The organism is Microbacterium sp. UBA837 (assembly GCF_002296025.1).
Classification (GTDB): domain Bacteria; phylum Actinomycetota; class Actinomycetes; order Actinomycetales; family Microbacteriaceae; genus Microbacterium.
The window spans coordinates 1-21,995 of the sequence record NZ_DBHD01000131.1 but is presented as its reverse complement, the minus strand read 5'-3'; the positions used below and the strand labels follow the sequence as shown (position 1 = coordinate 21,995).

Sequence of the window (21,995 nt, the reverse complement as noted above, 5' to 3'; positions counted from 1 at the left end):
GAGCTGGTAAGCCAGCCCGCGAACGCAAGGCCCGGCATCCTCACGGATGTCGGGCCTTGCGCGTTCCTTCGCTCTGGCGTTCCCCCGCGAGACTGCAACGTCCCCGCGAGACCTCGCTCCGGCGCACCCGTCTCGCGGGCACGTTGCAGTCTCGGCGAGAGGGGGGCGGACAGTCACGGGAGTCACACGCGTCACTTCCGTGACGCGACACGCCGCGAATCGGACGCCGATGCCCGCGAAATCCGCGGAATTCCGGGGTTCGTGGGTATATTCGAGGTCGGTCGGCAAGAGACCAGCCGAGAGCCACCTAGCTTTCGGTCCATGCACGAGGGCGGGGACTTCACCGCCTTGGAGGACAACCACAATGGCTGAAAAGTCCATCACCAAGACCGAGCTCGTCGCGAGCATCGCAAGCGCGACCGGTCAGAGCCAGGCCACCGTTTCGGGCGTCGTCGACGCGCTGTTCACCACTGTCGCCGAGGCCGTCGCCAAGGGCAGCAAGGTGTCGATCCCGGGCTGGGTCTCGTTCGAGCAGGTCGCCACCTCCGCTCGCACGGGCCGCAACCCCCAGACCGGTGAGGAGATCAAGATCCCCGCCGGCAAGCGCGTGAAGGTCTCGGCCGGCGCCAAGCTCAAGGCTGCCGCCAAGTAAGACCTATCGTCTTCACCTCGAAAGGGGAGCGTCCGTCCGCGGATGCTCCCCTTTCGCGCGCGTAGGCTGAGGGGATGGATTCCCGCCTGCTGCGGGCGATCGGCCCGGCGACGCTCGTGACGGTCGCCGTCGTCGTGATGGTGGCCTCCCTCGCGTACGGCGGCGGCGCCGCGCCGCTGGTGATCGCAGATGCCGGACCCGTGGTCCGCTGGGGTCTGCCGACCACGACGCTGATCTTCAACCTCGCGGCAGCCGGGCTGCTGGGATCACTGATCCTGGCCCTGTTCGCCCTGAAGGCCGGCGACAGGGCTTTCGATGTGGCCCTGGACGTGGCATCCGTCTCGGCAGCCGTCTTCACCGTCGCCGCCGGTGTCACGGGCTTCTTCACGTTCATCGACGCCTTCAACGCACAGGTCACGCTCGGCCCCGAGTTCGGGGCGCAGTTCGGCAAGTTCCTCACCGACACCGAACTCGGTCGCGCGTGGCTGCTCACCACGGTGTTCGGGGCACTGCTGACGGTGCTCACCTTCGCGGTCCGCTCGTGGACGGGAACCTTTCTGGTCGCTATCCTCGCGATCGCTGCCCTCGTCCCGGTGGGCACGCAGGGCCACTCGGGAGAGGAGGCCAACCACAACGCCGCGGTGATGGCCACGGTGCTCCACATCGAAGGAGCGGCTCTCTGGCTCGGGGGACTGCTGCTGCTCATCGTCATCCGGCCCCTGCTGCCCGCCGAGCGGATGACGACAGTGCTGCGCCGGTACTCGACCATCGCGATAGTGGCGTTCGTGGTCGTCGCGGCATCCGGGTACGTGCGCGGTGTCATCGGCGTCGTGACGTGGGAGGCGATGCTCTCGCCGTACGGCGCGATCCTCGCCCTGAAGATCGTCGCGCTCGTCGCCATTGGGCTGCTCGGGGCCTGGTACCGGCTTCGGCTGATCGATCGGATGCGCGAGAGTCGCGCATCCCGGTTCTTCTGGTGGCTGATCCTCGCTGAGATCGGGTTCATGGGACTTGCGAGCGGTGCCGCCGTCGCGCTCGCGCGCACCCCACCGCCGGTCGACACGTCGCTGCCCGAGCTGCGGACGCCGGCCGAGTTCCTCACGGGCGCGGCGCTACCGCCCGAGCTGACCCCGTGGCAGTGGGTGGCCGCGTGGGAGATCGACCTGCTGTGGGCGCTGCTGTGCGCATTCGCGGCGTTCTTCTATCTCGCCGGCGTCTGGCGCCTTCGTGCCCGCGGCGATCGGTGGTCGCTGTATCGCACGGTGCTGTTCCTCTCGGGCCTCGTCATGCTCGCCTGGATCACCAACGGTGCACACAACGTCTACCAGGAGTACCTGTTCAGCGTTCACATGTTCGGGCATATGGCGCTCACGATGGGCATCCCGCTGCTTCTGGTCGCGGGAGCCCCGGTCACCCTCGCACTGCGTGCTGTACGCAAGCGGGATGACGGCACGCGCGGTGGCCGCGAGTGGATCCTCTGGGCCATCCACACGCCGTTCGCGAAGGTCGTGACCAACCCGTTCTTCGCCGCCGGGAACTTCGTCCTCTCGCTCTGGCTGTTCTACTACACCGACCTGTTCCGCTGGAGTCTGTACGACCACCTCGGGCACGAGTGGATGATTTTCCACTTCCTGATCACGGGCTACCTGTTTGTGCTGTCGCTGATCGGCATCGATCCGGTGCCCTACCGCCTTCCCTACCCGTTCCGCCTGCTCATCCTCATCGGCGTCATGGCGATGCACGCCTTCTTCGGTATCGCGATCATGATGAACAGCGGGCTGATGGTGGCCGAGTGGTTCGGGGCGATGGGCCGCACGTGGGGGGCGACGCCGCTCGAGGACCAGTACATCGGCGGGGGCATTGCATGGTCGATCGGGGAGATCCCGACCCTCATCCTCGCGATCACCGTCGCCATTCAGTGGAGCCGCAGCGACGAACGCGCGCAACGGCGCGAGGACCGGCAGGCCGAGCGCACGGCGGATGCCGAACTCGAGGAGTACAACGCTCGGCTGGCGCAGCTCGCCGAGCGCGACGCACGCGTGGGGCGCTGAGCTCGGCCGACCCTCACCCGAGCAGGATCGAGGCCGTGCCGTCGGGAAGGATGTCGATGGTGCCCGTGACCACGAACGGGACATCGACACTCACATCGCTCACGCTGCCGTCGAACAGGGAGCGAGAGCGAAGCTCGATGTGCGCCATGGCGGCTGCCTCAGCGATGCGCCACCCGGCGCCGTCGGCCACGAGCGACACCGTCGGGTCCTGCACGATCGACCACGTCGGCAGAGTGACGATTCGATCGGTGAGATCGAACCCGAACGGGCAGGCGGTGGGCTGCAGAACCTGCTGCAGCGTGCACTCCTCGAGGAAGGCATCCACCTTGTCTTGCACGAGGGTGACGAACTCGTCGGATGCCGTCGCGGTGACCGTGACCGGGACACTTGTGAACGGGACGTCGGAGAGCATCGCAACTCCCGGCGAGGTCGCGGTGGGGGTGTCGACGGTCACCGAGTAGATGCCGGGTGAGAACACGAGCAGGGGAATCGACGCTGACAGGTCGGCGGCGACTCCGTCGGGCGAGACCTGCCGCTTGTCCACGCTGAAGCCGTTCACCGCGAACTCCGCCGATCCGTTGACGGTGAGATCCATGACCGCGATGGGGCTCTGCGCGAACTCCCAGCGCGGGAAGATCCCGATCATGCCGTCCTGTACCACCGAGAACGTCGTGGATGCGTCGTGGCCGCCCGCGGAGTACGCGAGGGTCACCGCGACGGTGTCGCCGCTTCTCGTTTCAGACACGACACGGATGTCGCTGAGATCGCCGAGCGCGCTGGAGCGAAGGAAGTCCTCGGAAGCGTTGGCGGGGAGCCCAGCGGCCTCCAGGTCGGCTGACGAGACCGCGACCCCCGGCACGGCAAGCGCCTGGGTGGCATTGCCGTCAGCGAGCAGGTTTGCGTAGCGCACCACGAAGGCCGACGGGCTGTAGAACTGCGCGTAGAGGGTCGCTCCCGCGGCGATGAACGCGGCGATCAGCAGTAGGCCGACCGCCGAGAGGATGATGAGGTCGCCGGTGAGTGAGCGGCGCGCGTCCCGGCGGCCGCGGCGAGACGCGCGCTGCGCGGCGCCTGTCGCGAGTGGCGTCTCGGGCGCGATGGCAGCACCGCCCGACGCGTTCTCCCCCGTGGTGCTCACGGCACCAGTCTAGGAACGACGTGCTGTGAGGACGCCCTGCCGCGGCGCGCGCTGGGTAGCATGGCCCGGTGCAGGCGCCCGAACTCTCCGCAGAGCAAGAGGCGCTGTTCCGACTCATCGAGGACACGCGCGACCACGTGTTCGTGACCGGTCGGGCCGGAACCGGCAAGTCGACGCTCCTGCAGCACCTGTCCTACCGGACCAGCAAACAGATCGCCGTCTGTGCGCCCACCGGTGTCGCTGCCCTCAACGTCGAAGGCCAGACGATCCACTCTCTGCTGCGCTTGCCGATCGGTTTGATCGCGGACGCCGACCTCGAGCATCCGGATGCCACCCGCAAGCTGCTGAACGCCATCGACACCCTCGTGATCGACGAGATCTCGATGGTCAACGCCGACGTCATGGACGCCATCGATCGTTCCCTTCGGCAGGCACGAGGTCGGCGTGCCGAGCCGTTCGGTGGAGTGCAGATCGTCATGTTCGGGGATCCGTACCAGCTCGCGCCGGTGCCGCCACGACATGGCGACGAGCAGCGGTACATCCGCGATCACTACCGGTCGTTCTGGTTCTTCGATGCGCGGGTGTGGGCGGGGTCGGACGCGGCGCTTCCCGGATCGGAGGGGTCGTCGCTGCTGGATCTCGGGCGGTACGGCGCATCGCTCCAGATCCGCGAGCTCACCGAGATCCACCGGCAATCCGATCCGGAGTTCCGCCGGATGCTGGGAGCCGTACGCCACGGTCGGGTCACCGCCGACATCGCCCAGGTGCTCAACGACACTGGCGCTCGCACCCCGCCGGTGGGTGGGGCCGACGAACCTCCGATCATCACGCTTGCCACACGCAACGACATCGTCACCCGCATCAACCGTGCTCACCTGGATGCGCTGCCGGGTGCGACTCAGACGGCGCACGCCGAGATCAGCGGTGACTTCGGACGTGGGGATGCCGCGTATCCCGCCGACGCGGAACTGCAGCTCAAGGTGGGTGCTCAGGTCATGTTCTTGCGCAACGACGTGTCGACATTCGGCCAGCCGCCCCGGTGGGTGAACGGCACCATCGGAACCGTGACGCGGATCGCCGGCGGCACGGTGCGCGTGGAGGTCGATGGTGAACAGATGGATGTCGAGCCCGCCGTCTGGGAAAGGTTCCGGTACGCGTACAACTCGTCGACGCGGTCGATCTCGCGCGAGATCGTGGCGGAGTTCACCCAGTTCCCGCTGCGCCTGGCGTGGGCGGTGACGATTCATAAGTCGCAGGGGAAGACGTACGACAGAGCCATCATCGACCTGGGCTCGGGTGCTTTCGCGCCCGGCCAGACCTACGTGGCGCTGAGCCGCCTGACCTCGCTTGACGGGCTCTACCTGACGCGCCCGTTGCGGCCCCGTGACATCCGGGTCGACCCCGATGTGCAGCGGTTCATGGCTGCCGTCCGCGGGCGAGCCTGAGGATCGCTCAGGCGATCTCGGCGATGCTGCCCGAAGCCTTGGCGGCGGCAAGGTCGACGAAGACATCGGTGTTGAACTGGTAGGCGCGGAGCACTTCGTCGATGACGCGCTCCTGTTCGTCGGCGTCCCAGGGAGCGGCATCCAGTTGCTCCCGATACACGTCCTTGAACGCGCGCGGGTCGGCGATGTCGTCGAAGACGTAGAAGCCGATGCCGTTGGTCTCGAAGCCGAATTGACGCGCCATGAGCTTGCCGATGAACTGGCCGCCCGAAAGGTCGCCGAGGTAGCGGGTGTAATGGTGGGCGACGAATCCCCCGGCCCAGGTGGAGCCGACCTCGTTGATCCGGTCGACGTAACGCTGGGTACTCGGGAGTGGGGCGATCCGGTCGCGCCAATCCGGTCCGATGAGGAACTCGAGGTCGGCCTCCAGCGCCGGAATGCGGGTGAGCTTCTCGCTGATGAAGGGCGCGGCGACGGGGTCGTGGCGCATCACCTCGGCAGCGCGCTCGATCGCGTCGTACATGAACCAGTGCTGGGCGACCAGCGCGATGTAGTCCTCGCGCGTGCCCTCGCCCTTCATGAGATCGCTCATGAAGCCGGCGTGTTCACTGCCCGAGTGGGCATTGCTCGAACGCTCGCGCAGGGCGGCCGAGAATGGGGTCACGGGTGTCATGGGCACCAGTGTACCTTCAGGTAAGCAGAACCTGACAAGCCCAAAGTCCCCGTGGTTGCGGGTCGGCGCCACTCACTCGTGCGGTCGGGGCTGGACTCCCAGACGCTCGCACGCCGCGTCATAGAGCTTCACGATCTCGGCCCGAATCTGCGGGCGCTCCGTGATGGGGCCCCCCGGCCATGGCACGGACACGGTGACCGTCGCGCCATCGCCCATTTCGGCATCCCACACGCCGCCGTTGCCGTCGAGATCCGACATGACCGCACTCACGGCATCCGCCTGCCCGAACGCCCTGACGATCAGAAGATTGTCGCCGCCGTGGTCGCCGTTCATGTGGGCAAGGACGCCGGTGCGGATGCTGTCGTCGAAGCGATACGTCATGGTCACAGCGTAGGGGCCGTGATCTTCGTGTGATGTTGATGTGTTTGAATGCTGAATGCACGAACAACGGGGGTTGGGTATGGGTGCGACGATCCTCAGGAGGCGATGGAGCGCCCTCGGGATCGCGACGGTTGCCCTCGCGGCCACCCTGGTTGGGTGCGCTCCCACGGAAACCGTCGAGATCGACGTGCCGGCCCAGGTCGAGGGCGGCTTTCCCGCCGACACTCAGTCGCAGCTGGATGCGGCGCTGGCCGAGGCCATGGCCGCGACCGGATCGTCGGGCGCCATCGTGGGCGTCTGGGCGCCCTGGAGCGGCTCCTGGGTCGCCGGCGTCGGGACGCAGTCTCCGTCGAGCTCGCAGGAGGTCACCTCCGACATGGAGTTCCGCGCAGCGCGCGTGACGCGTGCCATGACCTGCGACGTGCTCTACGCGCTCGTCGAGAAGGAGGTCGTCGCCCTTAGCGACAAGATCTCAGACTACGTCGGGGGCGCATCCGGCCTGGAAGACGTGACCCTGGGTCAGCTGTGCGACAGCTCGTCGGGCCTCGGCGCATCAGCGCCCTCGCTCTGGAATGACTGGCTGAAGACCCCGAACCGCGAGTGGCCCCCGCTCGAACTCGCCGCCTACGGCATGGGGCGAGAGCGCACCACCGATCCCGGCGACGCCTTCGTCGACTCGGATGCCGGTTACTTCTTGCTCGGTCTCGCGCTCGAGACGGCGACGGCGACATCCCTGCCCGACCTCGTCGAGCAGTACGTCACGGAGCCTCTCGCTCTCGATTCCACGTGGCTACCCGGTCCGGAGCCGGCGACACCGTCCGGTGACAGCGACACGCCGTCGCTGCGCGGCAACAACTCGCTGCCGGGCGAGGACGGGCAGTTGCTGTGCGCCGACCCCCTCGATATCACCACGCTATCCGCGAGCATCGGCTACGCCGACTCGGGAGCGGTCTCGACGATCACCGATCTTGGTCGCTACGCGCAGGCGCTTGCCACCGGCGCACTGCTGGCAGATGACCAGACGCGGTTCGATAGCCCCCGCGCGGTGTACCCGGGCGCACCGACCTGGTACACCTATGACGGCGGAGCCTTCACCGCGGGGGGCCTGATCGGTCAGCACGGCGCGATTCCGGGGTATCTCACAGCTGCCTACGCCGACCCCGACACCGGCCTCACTGTGGCGGTCGTCCTCAACAACTCCGCGGCTCCCGCGGGGCTTGCCGCCAACCTCGCCTGGGAACTTGCCGCGATCGCCTCGAAGGCCCCCGCCGCGGCAGGCGAAACAGCCCCCGCGGCCGGGCTGCCGTGGACCGCCGAACAGCAGGCCGAGACCATCCGCGGCGCAGCGGTGTGCCCGCTGCCTCAGCCGTGACCACGGACGCGGGGTGAACGCACCGCGCGCCGTCCCCCTGTCGTCGCCGCCGTTCGCGGTCGGGATGGTCGTCACGGGTCTGGTGTGTCAGGAGCTCGGGGCATCGCTCGCCGTGCTCTTGTTCCCTGCCCTCGGGCCCCTCGGGATCGTCTTCCTGCGCCTCGGCTTCTCGGCCGTCATCCTCATGATCATCGCTCGGCCGAGCCTTCGCGGTCATACGCCGGCAGCCTGGCGATCGGTCATCGGGTTCGGTCTGGTCCTCGCCCTCATGAACTGCCTGTTCTATCTGGCGCTCGCACGACTTCCTCTCGGGGTCACCGTGACGATCGAGGTACTCGGACCGCTCGTGCTCTCGGTGATCGCCGCGCGTCGCGCCAGCGCCTGGCTGTGGGCGGGACTCGCGCTCGTCGGGGTCATCGCCCTGGCCGGCGGCGGCTGGGACCGATTGGATCCCCTCGGCGTGCTGTTCGCCCTGGGAGCTGCCTCTAGTTGGGCGCTGTACATCCTCGCTTCTGCGCGGGTGGGGCGTGAGTTTCCGCGCCTCGATGGGCTCGCTCTCGCAATGGTCGTGGGGGCGCTTGCGGCACTGCCGTGGGGGTTGATCGCCGCCGGTGGCGCGCTCGTGCGCGTCGATCTGCTCGCGTTGGGCGCGGCAGTGGCAGTGCTGTCTTCGACCATCCCGTATGCACTCGAACTGTTGGCGCTGCGACGGCTGGCGGCATCCGCCTTCGCGATCTTGATGAGTCTCGCCCCGGCGACAGCGACCCTTGCCGGCTGGCTGCTGCTCGGTCAGGGCATGACGTGGCTCGAGATCGTCGGAGTCGCGTTGGTCATCGCCGCGAGCATCGGTGCGGTGCGTGCAGCATCAGCCCGAACGACAACCGGCGCGCACGGACCGGATGTCGCGCCAGCTGAGCCCTTGCCGTGAACCCGTGCCGCCTGACGCGAGCTACTGCGCGGCCGCGTCGCCGAGGATCGTCGACACCAGGTGCGCGGTGAGGGTATCGGAGCCCTCGAAGAGCACCCGGGTCCGCACACCCTGGTGATCGCGAGGGCCGAGGCGCTGCCCGCGCATATCGACGACGGTCGAGCCGCGAGAGGGTCCGTCGGTCGTATCGATGACGACGGGAACTCGCAGGCCAGGGCCGATGCCCGGGGCGCCGGCCGCGGCCATCGCCGCCAGCGGGTCGTGGAGCGGGCTCAGCCGGGCGCCGAACTGAGGCACATAGAAGTCGAGGTAGTGATCGAGGATCTCGCCGACAGCGCGGGCGAACGGATCAGCGGAGGCGAGCAAGAGGCCGCGGTCGCTGTCGGTGAGGATGTGATTCATCGTGACGTCCAGGGGAACGAACGTCACATCCCAGTCGGCCCGCGCGAGGGCGTCGGCAGCCTCGGGGTCGTTGAAGATGTTCGCCTCCGCGACGGGGGTGATGTTGCCGGGGACGAGAGCTGCGCCACCCATCGTCGTGACACCGGCGATCCGCGACGGCAGCGAGGGGTCTCGCTCCAGAGCGATCGCGATGTTGGTGACGGGCCCGATAGTGAGGATGTGAAGCGCGCCAGCGTGAGCGTGGGACAGCTCGAGAAGAAGGTCTGCAGCGTCGCGATACGAGGCCGTGTTTCCTGCCTCGGGAAGGGCGACACCACCGATGCCGTTGGCGCCGTGCACGTGTGGCGCGCCGCCACTGTAGGGGTGGCTGAGGTGGTCGTGAGCGCCGACAGCGACGGGGATGTCGGGCGCGCCCGCCAGCGCCAGGAGGTCGAGGGTGTTGCGGGCCGCCTGCGCGGCATCCGTGTTGCCGCTGACCGTTCCGATGCCGACCAGCTCCACCAGGGGCGAGCGCAGCAGGTAGGCCAGGGCGACGGTGTCGTCGATACCGGTGTCGCAGTCGAGGTACAGCGGAAGTGGCGCAGTCATGTCGCTCCGGGGTGATGAGGTGAGCGGACGGCGCTGTCCGGGGTGCGTCGCGCACCCCTTCGGTTATATCGCGCGGTGACCCCTTGGTCGTAGCCGGGGTGATGCCGCGTGATGGAATGTGGACATGACATCCCCAGCCCCCGGTCCGCTCTGTGTGGTCGGAAGCATCAACGTCGACATTTCGGTCACCGTCGATCAGCTCCCGGTCCCCGGTGAGACGGTGCGTGGTGTCGGGCCGGTTCGGGGCGCCGGAGGCAAAGGGGCGAATCAGGCAGCTGCAGCCGCTCGACTGGGCGCGGCGGTACGGATGCTCGGGGCCGTTGGAGACGACGCCGACGGTCGGGCCATGCTCGAGAACCTGCGCCGCGCGGGAGTCGACGCGTCAGGCATCCGTGTCGTCGCAGCACCGACGGGAACGGCACTCATCACGGTGGATGCCGCGGGCGAGAACACAATCGTGGTGTGCGCGGGCGCCAACGATACGGTCGATGGCGCGGGCCAGTTCACGCCCGACGAAGCCGTGCTCGCGCAGCTGGAGATCCCGCCGCACGCGATCGAGACTCTCGCGGCATCCGTGCCCGGGTTCTTCGCGCTGAACGCAGCGCCGGCCCGCGAGGTCTCTGAGACGGTCTTGCGCCGTGCGGATCTCGTGATCGTCAACGACGCGGAGTTCGCCGCGCTCCCGGCAGTGTCGGCCGCGCGCCTGGTCGTCGTGACGCACGGAGCCCGGGGAGCTTCGTTGTGGCGAGAGGGGACGCGGGTGCTGACCGCTCCGTCACCCGTGGTCGACGCGGTGAGCGCCGTTGGGGCGGGGGACGCATTCAGTGCCGCCATCACGCTTGCCATCCACGCCGGGTGGCCCGACGAGGTTGCGCTCGCTGCCGCGTGCGCGGTGGGCGCCGACGCGGTGACCCACGTCGGCGCCCAGCCGCCCCTTCGTTCTCTCGCTGAGTACCGGTAGCGCTCAGCCGGTCACGTCGCGGGAGCGCAGGGCGAGAGCTGCCGCGCCCGTCAGCACGATCGCGACACCCCAGACCGCTGCGATGCCCCAGCTGAATCCCGATTCGAGCGGCGCCTCGCTGTAGGCCCAGGAGCACGGCGACAGCCGTTCAACCCACGCGAGATCCTCGGACTGGTTCGCGACAGCCTGAAGTGCGTACCCGTAGACGGCGATTCCCGCACCGGCCGCGACCCCGGCGATCCGGCGACCGGAGATCGCTCCGGCCAGCAGCGCGGCTGTGGCAGACAGTGCCCCCAGCCCCGCGAGGGCTGCTGTGGCAGCGACGATTCCGGATGCTTCGAGCCCGAGTTCCGAGGGACCGTTGAGGACCCCAACCACCACGCCGATGACGACGCCGAGCGCGATGAGCTTGACGAGGATAGCCAGCGCGTTCTCGAGGACATAGGCAACGCGGCCGATGCCGTGGGCGAGGTCGAGTTCCAGGCGGCCGTTCTCTTCGGCGCCACCGATCGCGCTCGCTCCCCAGGCGGTGGTTGCGATGACGATGAGCGCGAAACCGATCAGACCGAAGAAGGTTGCTTGCGCATATCCCGAGCCGGTGCCGATCTGGTCATAGCCGAGCGCGTCGACCAACTCCGGGGGAAGGGTGGCGATGATCTCCTCGAGCGAGCCGTTGCTGCCGAACGATGGAAACAGGGGAAGGTACAGAGCAAGGGCCGCGGTCAGACCCAGCGCCCACGCGAGCAGCCCGCGCCAGGAGTCGCGCAGGTTCCGGCCTGCGACAGGAAGCACACCGGCCATGTCACTCGCCTCCCATCGCTGCGGAAGTATCGGCGCTCGCGGCGCCGTACAGGCGCAACACCGACTCTTCGAGGTCGGGCTCTTCGATCAGCAGCTCCGCCACGTGGAAACGGGCCAGTGCCTTCACGAGTGGGTCGATTTCACCCTCGATCGTGGCGTGCACGATCACCCGGTCATCCTGCGCGCGAACCTCGGGAGGCGTGGCCGGCGACAGCGGTGTGAGTGCGCCGCGGACCGCGTCGGGGTCGGCATCCGTCATCACAGCCCGGATGCGGCGCACGGCGCCGAGCCGGAGCTCGTCGACAGCACCCGCCGCGACCATCCGGCCCTGGCTGAGCACGGCGACGTCGTCAGCTGCCTGCTGGATCTCGCTGAGGACATGAGAGCTCAGCAGGACAGTCTGGCCGTTGTGTCGGGCCTCCTGCACAAGCCCGAGGAACTCGCGCTGCATGAGGGGGTCCAGTCCGCTCGTCGGCTCGTCGAGGATGAGCAGCGGTGGCTCGTGCATGAATGCCTGGATGAGCCCGAGCTTCTGTTTGTTGCCCTTCGAGAGGGTGCGGACGGGACGGGACAGATCGCACGAGAGACGCTCGGCCAGCTGCTCGATCCGTCCCTGGCGCACCGGCCCCGAGACGCTCGCGTAGAAGTCGAGGAGACGTCGTCCGGTGGCGCGTCCCTCCATCCGCAACTCACCGGGGACGTAACCGATGCGTCGCCGGAGCGCGGCCCCGCCGGTTCGCGGATCAGTTCCCAAGACGCGGGCGGTGCCGCTGGTCGGCCGGATGATGTCGACCAGCATCCGGAGAGTCGTGGTCTTGCCGGCCCCGTTGGGGCCGATCAGGCCGAACACCGTGCCCTGAGTTACCGTGAGGGTGAGGCCGTGAAGGGCGGTGCGCCGCCCGTATTGCTTGCGCAGGTCGTTCAGTTCAATGGCAGGGGTCATCCCCTGCTCCTTTCGTCGCTGGAGTGTTGATGGATGCCGGGGTCAGCCGGCCAGCGGCGGGTCGGGATCCTGGTGCGGGTCGTTCTCACCTTTGCCCGAGGGCGGGCCGAGGGGTCGCGCCAGCGCGTCCTGCGCGGCGGTCAGCAGCCGGTCGTCCGCGTAGATGCCGTGGGTGTAGAGCTCCAGGAGTGGCAGGGTGAGCCGGCGAAGAAGCGCCTCGGTCAGGCCGTCCTCACCGAGGCTGCGAGCGAGCTGGCGGCGCAGCAGCACCGGGGCGAGGCCGTACAGCGTCACTGCGGTGACGGTCGCGTCCATGTCGGACTGTGGGCGCATCATCCCGGCCGCGGCCTGTTGCTCGAGCAGGTCGCGCGTCGCGGCGGCCAAGGAGTCGAACAGATCGTCTGCCGCCGCGGTGTCGGATGTCAGCATCCGGGACATGTAGTCCAGCAGCGGCTCATAGCGCTGGCGGTCAGCGAGGGCCTCCCGCATCATCGCTGACGCACCGCCACCTGCGAGGCGCCCCTTGTCGGTGACCAGTGTCTGGACGACATGGGCGTCGCACTCTTCGCGCAGGCCTTCCTTCGAGCCGAAGTGGTGCACGATCAGAGCGGCACTGACGCCCGCCCGTTGTGCGATGTCGCGCAGGCTCGCTGCGTCGAAACCGCGCTCCGCGAAAGCCGCGATGGCCGCATCGCGGATCCGCTCTCGGGTCGAGGCGTCAGGCATTGAACGCATGTTCAACAGGTTAAACACTTGTTCAGTGTGCCGTCAAGGGGCGCCGGCCTCCGTTGCTGGCGTCTGGAGGATCAGGCCCGCCGACGCGAACTATGTCTGGTCAGGCCCAATCCCGCAAGCCCCTGGGAAGCGGCGAACAGGTCAGCTAATCTCATCGATTGCGACGTGAGTACGCGCTCTGCAGACGAAAGGAGACCCCATGGGATTCATGGACGATGCGAAAAAGAACCTCGCGGAGGCTGCGGAGAACACTGCCGACGCCATCCAGGACGGCGTCGACCGCGTCAAGGACAAGGCCGAAGAGATGTCGGCCGAAGCTGACGTCAAGAAGGCGGAGGCCGAACGCGACGCCATCAAGGCTCGCAACGACGTCAAGGAAGAAGCCCGAGACTGACGTCCCCCTGAACCCGAAGGCCCGCGCAGAGTACTGCGTGAGCCTTCGATGCTTTCGGCAGGTTCGCTTCCATCCGCCACTCCACACGCCGCTGTGCGGCGCGCGGAGCCTCCGGCGGCGTGGGCCCACCCGCACGCGGAGATCGGTTCCTACGGCACCCACGCGAATGCCCTCCCGCACGGCCTACGGCCGCACGTGAGGGCATTGGAGGGGCTGACGGGAATCGAACCCGCGCTGTCTGCTTGGGAAGCAGAAGTTCTGCCATTGAACTACAGCCCCATGCGCCGAGGCGCCCCGCCAGCATACCAAGCAGCTCGCGAGGGGTCGTAGGCTGGGCTCGTGCTGCTCTCGGACCGCGACATCCGCCACGAAGTGTCCACTGGTCGGGTCGCGCTCGACCCATGGGATGCCGAGATGGTGCAGCCCTCGAGCGTAGACGTTCGCCTCGATCGCTACTTCCGGCTGTTCGACAACCATAAGTATCCGTTCATCGACCCCGCCGTCGACCAGCCCGATCTCACACGGCTGATCGAAGTGGCACCCGACGAACCGTTTATCCTGCACCCGGGCGAGTTCGCCCTGGGTTCGACGTTCGAGCAGGTGACGCTCCCCGACGAGATCGCCGCGCGGCTCGAAGGCAAATCCTCGCTCGGGCGGCTCGGGCTGCTTACGCACTCCACTGCGGGGTTCATAGACCCTGGCTTCTCGGGCCACGTGACCCTCGAGCTGTCGAACGTCGCTACCCTGCCGATCACGCTCTGGCCCGGCATGAAGATCGGGCAGCTGTGCTTCTTCCGGCTGTCGTCTCCCGCCGAGAACCCCTACGGATCTGGCCCGTACGGCAACCGCTACCAAGGACAACGCGGACCGACGGCATCCCGTTCGCACCAGAATTTTCACCGCACGGATGTCGGAACCCGCGCCGCGGAGTAGTCCGGCGCTTAGTCATCCTGTCTCTGGCTCAGCGAGCCGCCAGCAACAGTTCGGTCGCGCCTTCTTGCGGGTTGACGTGAGCCGAACCCGCAAGACGACGCGACCGATAGGTGTGTTTGGGGTCGGAATGCCTCAGCTTGCCGCTGACTCGCGACCGCGCGTGAAGCCGGCGTCAAAGCCCCGCTCGTAGGCGCGCTCGCCGCGGCGGTGCTCGCCCCGGTGAGGCTTGCCGTGACGGTGACCCTGTCGGTGCGAGCCGTGGTCACGGCCGTCGTCGCAATGGCGCGCATCGTTGTCGGCTTCGAACGCCGGACCGAACCCCGGACGGAAACCGGGGCCGAAGCCGCGTCCGAATCCGGGGTGGAACCCCGGTCCGAAGGGGCGACCGTGCCGCCCGCGGCCGCACCGGCCGAAGCCGAGGTCCGGGTCCAGGTCGTGCTCCTGCTCTCCGCCGAGTCCGCGGGCCATCGCCTGAAGTGACGCGATGGTCGTGGCGTAGTCCTCGGGTGAGACGGCGCCCGAGACGCTCTCACGGATGCCGGACACGGCCTCGGCGAGGCGTTCCTTCATCTCACGACCGGCGTCGGTGAGCGTCCAGTCGCCGGATCCGTTCTGCTCGATCCAGCCGCGATCCTCGAGGCGGCGCATCCGCTTGCCTCGAGGTGCTCGGGCCCAGGCGTGCGTGCCGTCGATGACGCCCAGCAGCATCCAATCGCGGCGGTCAGCGCCGCACTCGGCGAGGCGTGTGTCGAACTCGCGGCTGATCAGGGCCTCGACCAGGCGCAGCCAGTAGCCGAGCGGGCGGTCGCTCCCGGCGGGTGCGTCTTCGTGGTGTTCTTCGTGGGTGTACATGGGGAATCCTCTCTGGCGGGCAGAACCCGCGTCGTCTCCGGGCGCTCTTTTGCGTTGCTCCGGAATGCATGTATTAGTGCATGTACTTGCATGGTGACATGTAATCGATATCCATGTCAACTCGCATGTAAATTGGAGGGATGCCGATCACGCCGTCCGACCCCATCGATCAGATCGCGGCGGCACTCGTTCGCCTGCGAGGACGGCGCGGCCACCTGCCGTGGATGCCTCCAGGGCCGCACGACTCGCAGAACCACGGGACCGACGACGCGGACGGCCATCGTCGGCGCGGTCATCACCGAGGCGGCCCCGGCTTCGGTCCGGGCGCCGGCTGGGGCCCGTGGGTGGGACCGATGGGCTCGAAAGAACATCGCGGCGATGCCCGCATCTCGGGTCCGGCGCGGATGCGTGTGCTTGAAGTGCTGGCATCCAGCGACCATCCGCTCACTGTGAGCGAGCTCGGCGAAGCGATCGGCGTCGATCAGCCTCGCGCATCGCGCCTCGTGCAGCAGGGGGTCGAGTTCGGGCTCGTTCGCCGCGAGGCCGACCCCGACGATGCCCGCCGAACGCGGATCGTTCTCACCGAGAAGGGCGAGACCTTCGTCCGCGGCTTTCGCGATCAGCGACGCGATGCGATCACGACGGCCCTGGCATCCTTCACGGATGCCGAACGCACCGACCTCGCCCGTCTGCTGACCAAGCTCGCCGACGCCTGGCCCAGCTGACCCGCCTCGCTGCATCCCGTAGGTAGGAGTAATCACCCAGGTAGGACGGATGCCGCCCCAATACTCCTACGTAGGCGAGTTGTCCTACATCGCGGAGGCGAGCGCCGCGCTCAGACCGCCGAGCGCTTGGGCAGCCGCACGAGCAGCAGCAGGATGAGGCCGAGCAGGAGCACCAGTCCGATGCCGAGGACGCCGAAGATGGTCGAGCCGAAATACGCGATGAAGACGGTCCACATGGCCGGGGAGAGGAAGCTCGCGACGCGTCCGGTTGTGGCGTAGAGCCCGAAGATCTCACCCTGCATCCCGGTCGGGGTGACGCGAGCGAGCAGCGAGCGGGATGCTGCCTGCGCCGGCCCGACCATGGCCGAGAGGATGAGTCCGCCGATCCAGAAGATGACGGCACCCAGGTCGTGGAACGCGAAGACGACGAACGCGACGACCACGAGGGTGGTCAGGGCGACGACGATGACGGCCTTCGCGCCGAACCTGTCGTCGAACCGACCCGCGATGATCGTCGACAGCCCGGCCACGACATTGGCCGCGATCGCGAACAGGATGACGTCGGTCGGCCCGAATCCGAACGCGACGGCTGCGAGCACTCCGCCGAATGCAAAGACCCCGGCCAAACCGTCGCGGTACACGGCGCTGGCGATGAGGAACCAGAAGGTCGGACGGTGCTCCCGGAACAGGCGCGCGATGTCGTGCACGAGCACCACATAGCTGCGGAAGAAGCCCACGCTTTGGCCGGGCGCCGAGGGCGGGGGCTCGGGGACGTTCCGAAAGAGCGGGATGGAGAAAAGGATCGTCCACACACCGCATCCGACCGCGATCAGGCGATACGCGAGGCCGTCGGAGGTGTCCATCCCGAACCAGTCCGCGAACGTGAGAGCGACGACGATCACGAGGGCGACGATTCCGCCGATGTAGCCCATGCCCCAGCCGAGGCCGCTGACCTTGCCGACCGTCTTCGGCGTTGACACCTGGACGAGCAGCGCGTTGTAGTTGACGCCGGCGATCTCGGAGATGACCGCACCCACGGCCAGCACGGCCGCGCCGTACCAGAAGAAGACGGGCTGGGCGTAGACGAAGAACAACGCGAACTGCGTGAGCGCGAGGAGCATCGTGAACACGAAGAGCCAGCGCTTCTTGCTGCCCCGGCGATCGGCCTGTTGGCCGAGGACCGGCGCGAGAAACAGGATCAGCAGCCCCGCGATGGTGGTGACCAAGCCGTACCCGCTGGTGAGGTCGGCCAGCGCCGCCTCCTTGACAGGGGAATCATCGGGGAGCGAAGCGACGTCAGCGGGCAGGAAGCTGTCGGAGACGAGGTACAGGGCCGCGAAGACGAAGGTGAGGATGACGGAGTTGAAAGGCTGGGTCGCCCAGTCCCAGAACGCCCACGAGATCACCTGCTTGCGCGGGACGTGCCGCTCCTCGGTGGAGTCCTGGAAGAGCACCGCCAGGCTCTCGAGGGCATCGGTGTCGGTGGTCGGCGGAGGAGTCGGCACACCGGTTGCGTCGGGTGTCGGGGCCTGGGCCTCGCGGAGTTCGGGCTCGCTGTCGCTCACTCGCCATACGCTAGGGGTCCAGAGTGAACATTGGGTAGCCCTTTTGGTGGGAAGATGGGCGCATGCCCGTTCACGTGGAGCGCGCCGAGCTACCCGGCATCGGCATCCGTCACGACATCCTCACCGACGATGGTCGGCGTCTCTCGGTGGTGAACTTCCGCGAGGGCGGTCGAGAGATAGCGATCTCCGACGAGGACGACCCCGACCGCTGCGGTGACACCCTCGCGTTGACGGATGACGAGGCCACGGCGCTCTCGGAGGTGCTCGGCGGCTCGGTGATCCTCACCCAGCTGGCGGGCCTGCAGGAGGCCTTCGCCGGCCTGCAGATCGAGAAGATTCCCGTGCGGGCAGACTCCCCGTACGTCGGGCGACCCCTCGGCGACACGAAAGCGCGCACGCTCACGCGCTGCTCCGTCGTGGCCATTGTGCGCGAGTCGGGCGTGATCCCGGCGCCCGAGCCCTCCGACGCGCTGCGCGCCGGAGACACCCTGGTCGTCGTCGGCACCCGTGAGGGTCTTGAGCACCTGGTCCGGATCCTGAACGGCGCTTGATCGATGCATGATGGCGCGCTGCTCTTTCTCGAGATCGGCGCGCTGCTATTCGGCATCGCGCTGCTGGGTCGCCTGGCGGGCCGCATCGGGATCTCCCCCATCCCGCTGATCCTCCTGGGCGGTCTCGCGTTCGGTGAGGGCGGCATTCTGCCGATTTCGCAGGGCGAGGAGTTCATCGAGGTCGGCGCTGAGATCGGCGTCATTCTGCTGCTGGTGATGCTGGGCCTGGAGTACAACGCGAAAGAGCTGATGGGCAGCCTCAACCGGTCACGCATGGCCGGCGGGATCGACATGGCCCTGAACGCCGTCCCCGGTGCCATCGCCGGGTTCGTCCTCGGCTGGGGGCAGATCGGTGCCCTGGTGCTCGCCGGGATCACGTGGATCTCATCATCGGGTGTCGTTGCGAAGTTGCTGCAGGATCTCGGGCGTCTCCCCAACCGTGAGACGCCGACGATCCTCTCGATCCTCGTGATCGAAGATCTGGCGATGGCGTTCTACCTTCCGATCCTGACGGCTGTTCTGGTCGGTATGGACCTCGCCGGCGGGACGATAAGCGTCACGATCGCGCTTGCCGCCGTGCTCGTCATCTTGTGGGTGGCACTGCGACACGGGCCGCTTGTCTCCAAGCTCGTCTGGTCTAAGCGCGCCGATGTGCTGCTGCTGTCGGTGTTGGGACTCACCCTGATCGTTGCGGGTCTTGCCGCAGAGGCTAACGTGTCTGCCGCGGTGGGCGCCTTCCTCGTGGGCATCGCCATCTCCGGCCCCGCCGCCGAGCACGCGACGCAGGTTCTCACTCCGCTCCGCGACCTGTTCGCGGCGGTCTTTTTCCTCTTCTTCGGTCTCTCGACCGACCCCGCCGATCTCCCTCCCGTTCTCATCCCCGCGCTCATCCTGGCGGTCGTCACCATGGGCACGAAGGTGCTGACCGGCTATCTTGCCGCCCGCAAGGCCGGAATCGCCGAACCGGGGCGCTGGCGTGCCGGCTTCGCTCTCACGCCCCGCGGGGAGTTCTCGATCGTCATCGCGGGGCTTGCGGTATCGGCTGGCGCCGATCGATCACTTGCCGCCCTAGCGACGGCCTATGTACTCATCACCATCGTGGTCGGGCCGCTCCTTGCCCGCATCCCCGACACCGCGCGCTTCGACGCCTGGGCCAAGGCGCGTCAAAAGGCACGGCGGATGCGACAGCGGGCGGCGGCCGAGAGCCGAGGAGAGACATCATGACTCCCGCATCTGCCGACGAAACCGCCGACGGTGCCCGCCCGAAGGACGCGCACGACCGGCCGGCAGCCCCCGAGGGCGGCTCCTCGATGCAGCGGCGCTATGACCGCCTCTTCAACACCGGCGGCAGCCGGGCAGTCGGCGCCTATCTTCGCGAGCGGATCTACGCCACCTTCACAGGACTTGCCATCATCCTCGTGATCGCGGGTTCCGATCACGAGGATGCCGACCACGCCCTGCTTGCCCTGCTGTTCGGTGTGATCGGCATCACGATCGCGGGTCTGGTGTCAGACGTGGTTTCGCACCTCGCGGTGGAGGGGGAGTTTCCCCATGGCCGGGACTGGATCGTCCTGACCCGCGTCGCCGGCGGTGGCCTGTCGACGGTTGCCGTGCCGGGCGGACTACTGTTTCTCGGATGGCTCGAGATCATCGACCTGTCCACGGCGATAAGCGCTGCCGCCATCGTCTACGTCGTCACCCTCGCGCTGATCGGCTGGCTCGCCGTTCGCCGTTCGCACGCGAGGTGGTGGGAGAGGGTGCTCGCTCTCGGCATCCTCATCGGGCTCGGCCTTCTCGTGATTGCGCTGCAAACCCTCGCGAAGCTCGTGTGAATCACTCGCGGCACTCAGGCCCGAATGCGTCGATAGTCCTGCTCGAGGATCGCGTAGATCGCGGTGTCGACCCACTCGCCCTTCAGCCACATGTTCTCGCGCAGATGGGCCTCGTGACGCATTCCGAGCCGCGCACAGACTGCGGCTGACGCTTCGTTGCGGGGATCGAGTTCGGCGTAGATGCGGTGCAGCCCGAGCTCCTCGAATCCGACCCGCAGGAAGATGTCAGCGGACTCGGTCGCGTAGCCCTTGCCCCGCGCGGATGCCGACAGGAGCCATCCGATTTCGGCGGTGCGGTCATCGGTGCTGACGAGCTTGACGTACAGCGTTCCGACCAGCTGGCCATCGGCATCCCGGATCGCCGGCTGAACGTAGTCACCGGCCTTCTCGAGGGAGTCGTGGGCGCTGTCGCGCTCGATGGCGGCGACGACCTGCTCTCGCGACCGCGCCTCGTAGAGCATGTAGCGCACGATCGCCGGGTCGCCCTGAATCGCGCTCAGCGCCTCCACGTCGTCCGTGCTGACGAGGTCGAGTGTCACACGCTCGCCGCGCAGCGGAGCGAAGTGCCAGGGAAGGTTCACGCGATCATTATCGCCCGCACAAAATTGATACGAGTGGACTCAACTCCAGTTGACACCGAGAGGGTGGGTGGCTAGGCTTGAGTCATCGCGGCTCAACCCGCCGGGTTAGCGCGAGTCGACTTTCAACCGGAACATCGCTTCCACGCAGAACAAGGAGAATCAGATGCCACGTGCAGTGGGAATCGACCTCGGAACCACCAACTCCGTCGTCAGCGTCCTCGAGGGCGGCGAGCCCAAGGTCATCGCCAACGCCGAGGGCTTCCGCACCACCCCGTCGGTGGTCGCCTTCACGAAAGACGGCGAAGTGCTGGTCGGCGAGACCGCCAAGCGCCAGGCCGTCACCAATGTCGACCGCACCGTCTCGTCGGTCAAGCGCCACATGGGAACCGACTGGACCTTCGACGTCGACGGCAAGAAGTACACGCCGCAGGAGATCTCGGCGCGCATCCTGGCCAAGCTCAAGCACGACGCCGAGCAGTACCTCGGTGACTCGGTGACCGACGCCGTCATCACCGTTCCCGCCTACTTCAACGACGCCGAGCGTCAGGCGACCAAAGAAGCCGGCGAGATCGCGGGCCTGAACGTCCTGCGCATCATCAACGAGCCCACCGCCGCCGCCCTCGCCTACGGCCTGGACCGCGGTAAGGAAGACGAACTCATCCTCGTCTTCGACCTCGGTGGTGGAACCTTCGACGTCTCCCTGCTGGAGGTGGGCAAGGATGACGACTTCTCGACCATCCAGGTCCGTTCGACAGCCGGTGACAACCGCCTCGGTGGCGACGACTGGGACCAGCGGGTCGTCGACTACCTGATCACGCAGTTCAAGAACACGACCGGTGTTGACGTCTCGGGCGACAAGATCGCGCTGCAGCGACTCAAGGAGGCCGCGGAGCAGGCGAAGAAGGAGCTCTCGAGCTCGGCATCCACGAGTGTCAACCTGCCCTACCTGTCGCTGACGGAGAACGGCCCAGTGTCGCTGTCCGAGACGATCACGCGCGCGAAGTTCGAGGATCTCACAAAGGACCTGCTCGACCGCACGAAGAAGCCGTTCGAGGACGTCATCCGCGAGGCCGGCATCAAGGTCAGCGACATCGACCACGTCGTCCTCGTCGGTGGGTCGACGCGTATGCCCGCCGTCAGCGACCTGGTCAAGAAGGAGACCGGCGGCAAGGAGCCCAACAAGGGAGTCAACCCTGATGAGGTCGTCGCCGTCGGTGCGGCGCTTCAGGCCGGTGTCCTCAAGGGTGAGCGCAAGGACGTTCTGCTCATCGACGTCACCCCGCTGAGCCTCGGTATCGAGACCAAGGGCGGCATCATGACCAAGCTCATCGAGCGCAACACCGCCATCCCGACCAAGCGCAGCGAGACCTTCACGACCGCCGACGACAACCAGCCGTCCGTCGCGATCCAGGTCTTCCAGGGTGAGCGCGAGTTCACCCGCGACAACAAGCCGCTGGGAACCTTCGAACTCACCGGCATCGCGCCGGCCCCT

At 67.5% G+C, this 21,995-nt stretch carries 23 protein-coding genes and 1 tRNA gene; 13 read left to right on the top strand and 11 right to left on the bottom strand.

Features of this window, described 5'->3' with window-relative positions; all coding sequences use genetic code 11:
• Positions 1 to 364 precede the first annotated feature (364 nt).
• Positions 365 to 652: an HU family DNA-binding protein gene (locus B3587_RS09760; RefSeq protein WP_195692545.1), complete on the top strand. Its 288-nt coding sequence runs from the start codon at positions 365 to 367 to the stop codon at positions 650 to 652.
• Between the two features lie 74 nt (positions 653 to 726).
• Positions 727 to 2,703, top strand: coding sequence for a bifunctional copper resistance protein CopD/cytochrome c oxidase assembly protein (locus tag B3587_RS09755; protein WP_292728195.1), 1,977 nt, complete (start codon positions 727 to 729; stop codon positions 2,701 to 2,703).
• Between the two features lie 13 nt (positions 2,704 to 2,716).
• On the opposite strand, the gene B3587_RS09750 is transcribed toward B3587_RS09755, so the two are convergent.
• Positions 2,717 to 3,841, bottom strand: a complete 1,125-nt coding sequence (locus B3587_RS09750; RefSeq protein ID WP_228179501.1) for a hypothetical protein — start codon at positions 3,839 to 3,841, stop codon at positions 2,717 to 2,719.
• Between the two features lie 68 nt (positions 3,842 to 3,909).
• Here B3587_RS09750 and B3587_RS09745 point away from each other — a divergent pair, with 68 nt between their 5' ends.
• Positions 3,910 to 5,286 carry an ATP-dependent DNA helicase gene (locus B3587_RS09745; protein WP_228179502.1) on the top strand — a complete coding sequence of 459 codons (1,377 nt, stop codon included), beginning with the start codon at positions 3,910 to 3,912 and terminating at the stop codon, positions 5,284 to 5,286.
• A gap of 7 nt (positions 5,287 to 5,293) precedes the next feature.
• Here B3587_RS09745 and B3587_RS09740 read toward each other — a convergent pair whose 3' ends face one another.
• Together B3587_RS09740 and B3587_RS09735 are read right to left on the bottom strand one after the other, a co-directional pair.
• On the bottom strand, positions 5,294 to 5,959 hold the full coding sequence (locus B3587_RS09740) for a heme oxygenase (biliverdin-producing) (protein ID WP_228179503.1): 666 nt from the start codon (positions 5,957 to 5,959) through the stop codon (positions 5,294 to 5,296).
• Positions 5,960 to 6,031: 72 nt separating this feature from the next.
• The gene (locus B3587_RS09735) at positions 6,032 to 6,340 is read right to left on the bottom strand and encodes a DUF2470 domain-containing protein (RefSeq protein WP_228179504.1); all 309 of its coding nucleotides are present in this window, start codon (positions 6,338 to 6,340) and stop codon (positions 6,032 to 6,034) included.
• A gap of 79 nt (positions 6,341 to 6,419) precedes the next feature.
• On the opposite strand from B3587_RS09735, the gene B3587_RS09730 reads away from it, so the two are divergent.
• Positions 6,420 to 7,712 (top strand): serine hydrolase domain-containing protein, encoded by a 1,293-nt coding sequence (locus B3587_RS09730; protein WP_292728194.1) that lies wholly within the window; start codon positions 6,420 to 6,422, stop codon positions 7,710 to 7,712.
• Positions 7,713 to 7,776: 64 nt separating this feature from the next.
• Positions 7,777 to 8,640: an EamA family transporter gene (locus B3587_RS09725; RefSeq protein ID WP_292728224.1), complete on the top strand. Its 864-nt coding sequence runs from the start codon at positions 7,777 to 7,779 to the stop codon at positions 8,638 to 8,640.
• 21 nt (positions 8,641 to 8,661) lie between these two features.
• On the opposite strand, the gene B3587_RS09720 is transcribed toward B3587_RS09725, so the two are convergent.
• Positions 8,662 to 9,630 (bottom strand): nucleoside hydrolase, encoded by a 969-nt coding sequence (locus B3587_RS09720; protein WP_228179506.1) that lies wholly within the window; start codon positions 9,628 to 9,630, stop codon positions 8,662 to 8,664.
• 124 nt (positions 9,631 to 9,754) lie between these two features.
• Here B3587_RS09720 and B3587_RS09715 point away from each other — a divergent pair, with 124 nt between their 5' ends.
• Positions 9,755 to 10,591 (top strand): PfkB family carbohydrate kinase, encoded by an 837-nt coding sequence (locus B3587_RS09715; protein ID WP_292728193.1) that lies wholly within the window; start codon positions 9,755 to 9,757, stop codon positions 10,589 to 10,591.
• 3 nt (positions 10,592 to 10,594) lie between these two features.
• On the opposite strand, the gene B3587_RS09710 is transcribed toward B3587_RS09715, so the two are convergent.
• Genes B3587_RS09710 through B3587_RS09700 form a run of 3 tightly spaced genes read right to left on the bottom strand, consistent with a single transcriptional unit; the run spans position 10,595 to position 13,061 of the window.
• Positions 10,595 to 11,392 carry an ABC transporter permease subunit gene (locus tag B3587_RS09710; RefSeq protein WP_292728192.1) on the bottom strand — a complete coding sequence of 266 codons (798 nt, stop codon included), beginning with the start codon at positions 11,390 to 11,392 and terminating at the stop codon, positions 10,595 to 10,597.
• 1 nt (position 11,393) lies between these two features.
• Positions 11,394 to 12,335 carry an ABC transporter ATP-binding protein gene (locus B3587_RS09705; protein ID WP_292728190.1) on the bottom strand — a complete coding sequence of 314 codons (942 nt, stop codon included), beginning with the start codon at positions 12,333 to 12,335 and terminating at the stop codon, positions 11,394 to 11,396.
• Positions 12,336 to 12,377: 42 nt separating this feature from the next.
• The gene (locus B3587_RS09700) at positions 12,378 to 13,061 is read right to left on the bottom strand and encodes a TetR/AcrR family transcriptional regulator (RefSeq protein WP_292728189.1); all 684 of its coding nucleotides are present in this window, start codon (positions 13,059 to 13,061) and stop codon (positions 12,378 to 12,380) included.
• Positions 13,062 to 13,269: 208 nt separating this feature from the next.
• On the opposite strand from B3587_RS09700, the gene B3587_RS09695 reads away from it, so the two are divergent.
• Positions 13,270 to 13,464 (top strand): hypothetical protein, encoded by a 195-nt coding sequence (locus tag B3587_RS09695; protein ID WP_228179511.1) that lies wholly within the window; start codon positions 13,270 to 13,272, stop codon positions 13,462 to 13,464.
• Between the two features lie 205 nt (positions 13,465 to 13,669).
• On the opposite strand, the gene B3587_RS09690 is transcribed toward B3587_RS09695, so the two are convergent.
• Positions 13,670 to 13,743, bottom strand: a tRNA-Gly gene (locus tag B3587_RS09690).
• A 60-nt stretch (positions 13,744 to 13,803) separates the two neighbouring features.
• Here B3587_RS09690 and dcd point away from each other — a divergent pair.
• Positions 13,804 to 14,397 (top strand): dCTP deaminase, encoded by a 594-nt coding sequence (gene dcd, locus B3587_RS09685; protein ID WP_292728186.1) that lies wholly within the window; start codon positions 13,804 to 13,806, stop codon positions 14,395 to 14,397.
• Positions 14,398 to 14,529: 132 nt separating this feature from the next.
• On the opposite strand, the gene B3587_RS09680 is transcribed toward dcd, so the two are convergent.
• On the bottom strand, positions 14,530 to 15,249 hold the full coding sequence (locus B3587_RS09680) for a hypothetical protein (protein ID WP_292728184.1): 720 nt from the start codon (positions 15,247 to 15,249) through the stop codon (positions 14,530 to 14,532).
• Between the two features lie 140 nt (positions 15,250 to 15,389).
• Here B3587_RS09680 and B3587_RS09675 point away from each other — a divergent pair, with 140 nt between their 5' ends.
• Entirely contained in the window at positions 15,390 to 15,974 is a 585-nt protein-coding gene (locus tag B3587_RS09675; protein WP_292728182.1) for a MarR family winged helix-turn-helix transcriptional regulator, read from the top strand.
• Positions 15,975 to 16,084: 110 nt separating this feature from the next.
• On the opposite strand, the gene B3587_RS09670 is transcribed toward B3587_RS09675, so the two are convergent.
• Entirely contained in the window at positions 16,085 to 17,539 is a 1,455-nt protein-coding gene (locus B3587_RS09670; RefSeq protein WP_347424211.1) for an MFS transporter, read from the bottom strand.
• Positions 17,540 to 17,601: 62 nt separating this feature from the next.
• On the opposite strand from B3587_RS09670, the gene B3587_RS09665 reads away from it, so the two are divergent.
• The 3 genes from B3587_RS09665 to B3587_RS09655 are packed head-to-tail and all read left to right on the top strand — an operon-like array spanning position 17,602 to position 19,922.
• Positions 17,602 to 18,090, top strand: a complete 489-nt coding sequence (locus B3587_RS09665) for a cation:proton antiporter regulatory subunit (RefSeq protein WP_228178247.1) — start codon at positions 17,602 to 17,604, stop codon at positions 18,088 to 18,090.
• Between the two features lie 3 nt (positions 18,091 to 18,093).
• Entirely contained in the window at positions 18,094 to 19,314 is a 1,221-nt protein-coding gene (locus B3587_RS09660; RefSeq protein WP_292728179.1) for a cation:proton antiporter, read from the top strand.
• A complete protein-coding gene (locus B3587_RS09655) occupies positions 19,311 to 19,922 on the top strand; it encodes a hypothetical protein (protein WP_292728177.1) in 612 nt (203 codons plus the stop codon). Before B3587_RS09660 ends, B3587_RS09655 begins: the two co-directional genes overlap by 4 nt.
• Positions 19,923 to 19,936: 14 nt before the next feature.
• Here B3587_RS09655 and B3587_RS09650 read toward each other — a convergent pair whose 3' ends face one another.
• A complete protein-coding gene (locus B3587_RS09650) occupies positions 19,937 to 20,503 on the bottom strand; it encodes a GNAT family N-acetyltransferase (RefSeq protein WP_292728175.1) in 567 nt (188 codons plus the stop codon).
• Positions 20,504 to 20,666: 163 nt separating this feature from the next.
• On the opposite strand from B3587_RS09650, the gene dnaK reads away from it, so the two are divergent.
• Positions 20,667 to 21,995 (top strand): molecular chaperone DnaK (dnaK, locus tag B3587_RS09645; RefSeq protein WP_292728173.1); only part of this gene is annotated, 1,329 nt, incomplete at its 3' end.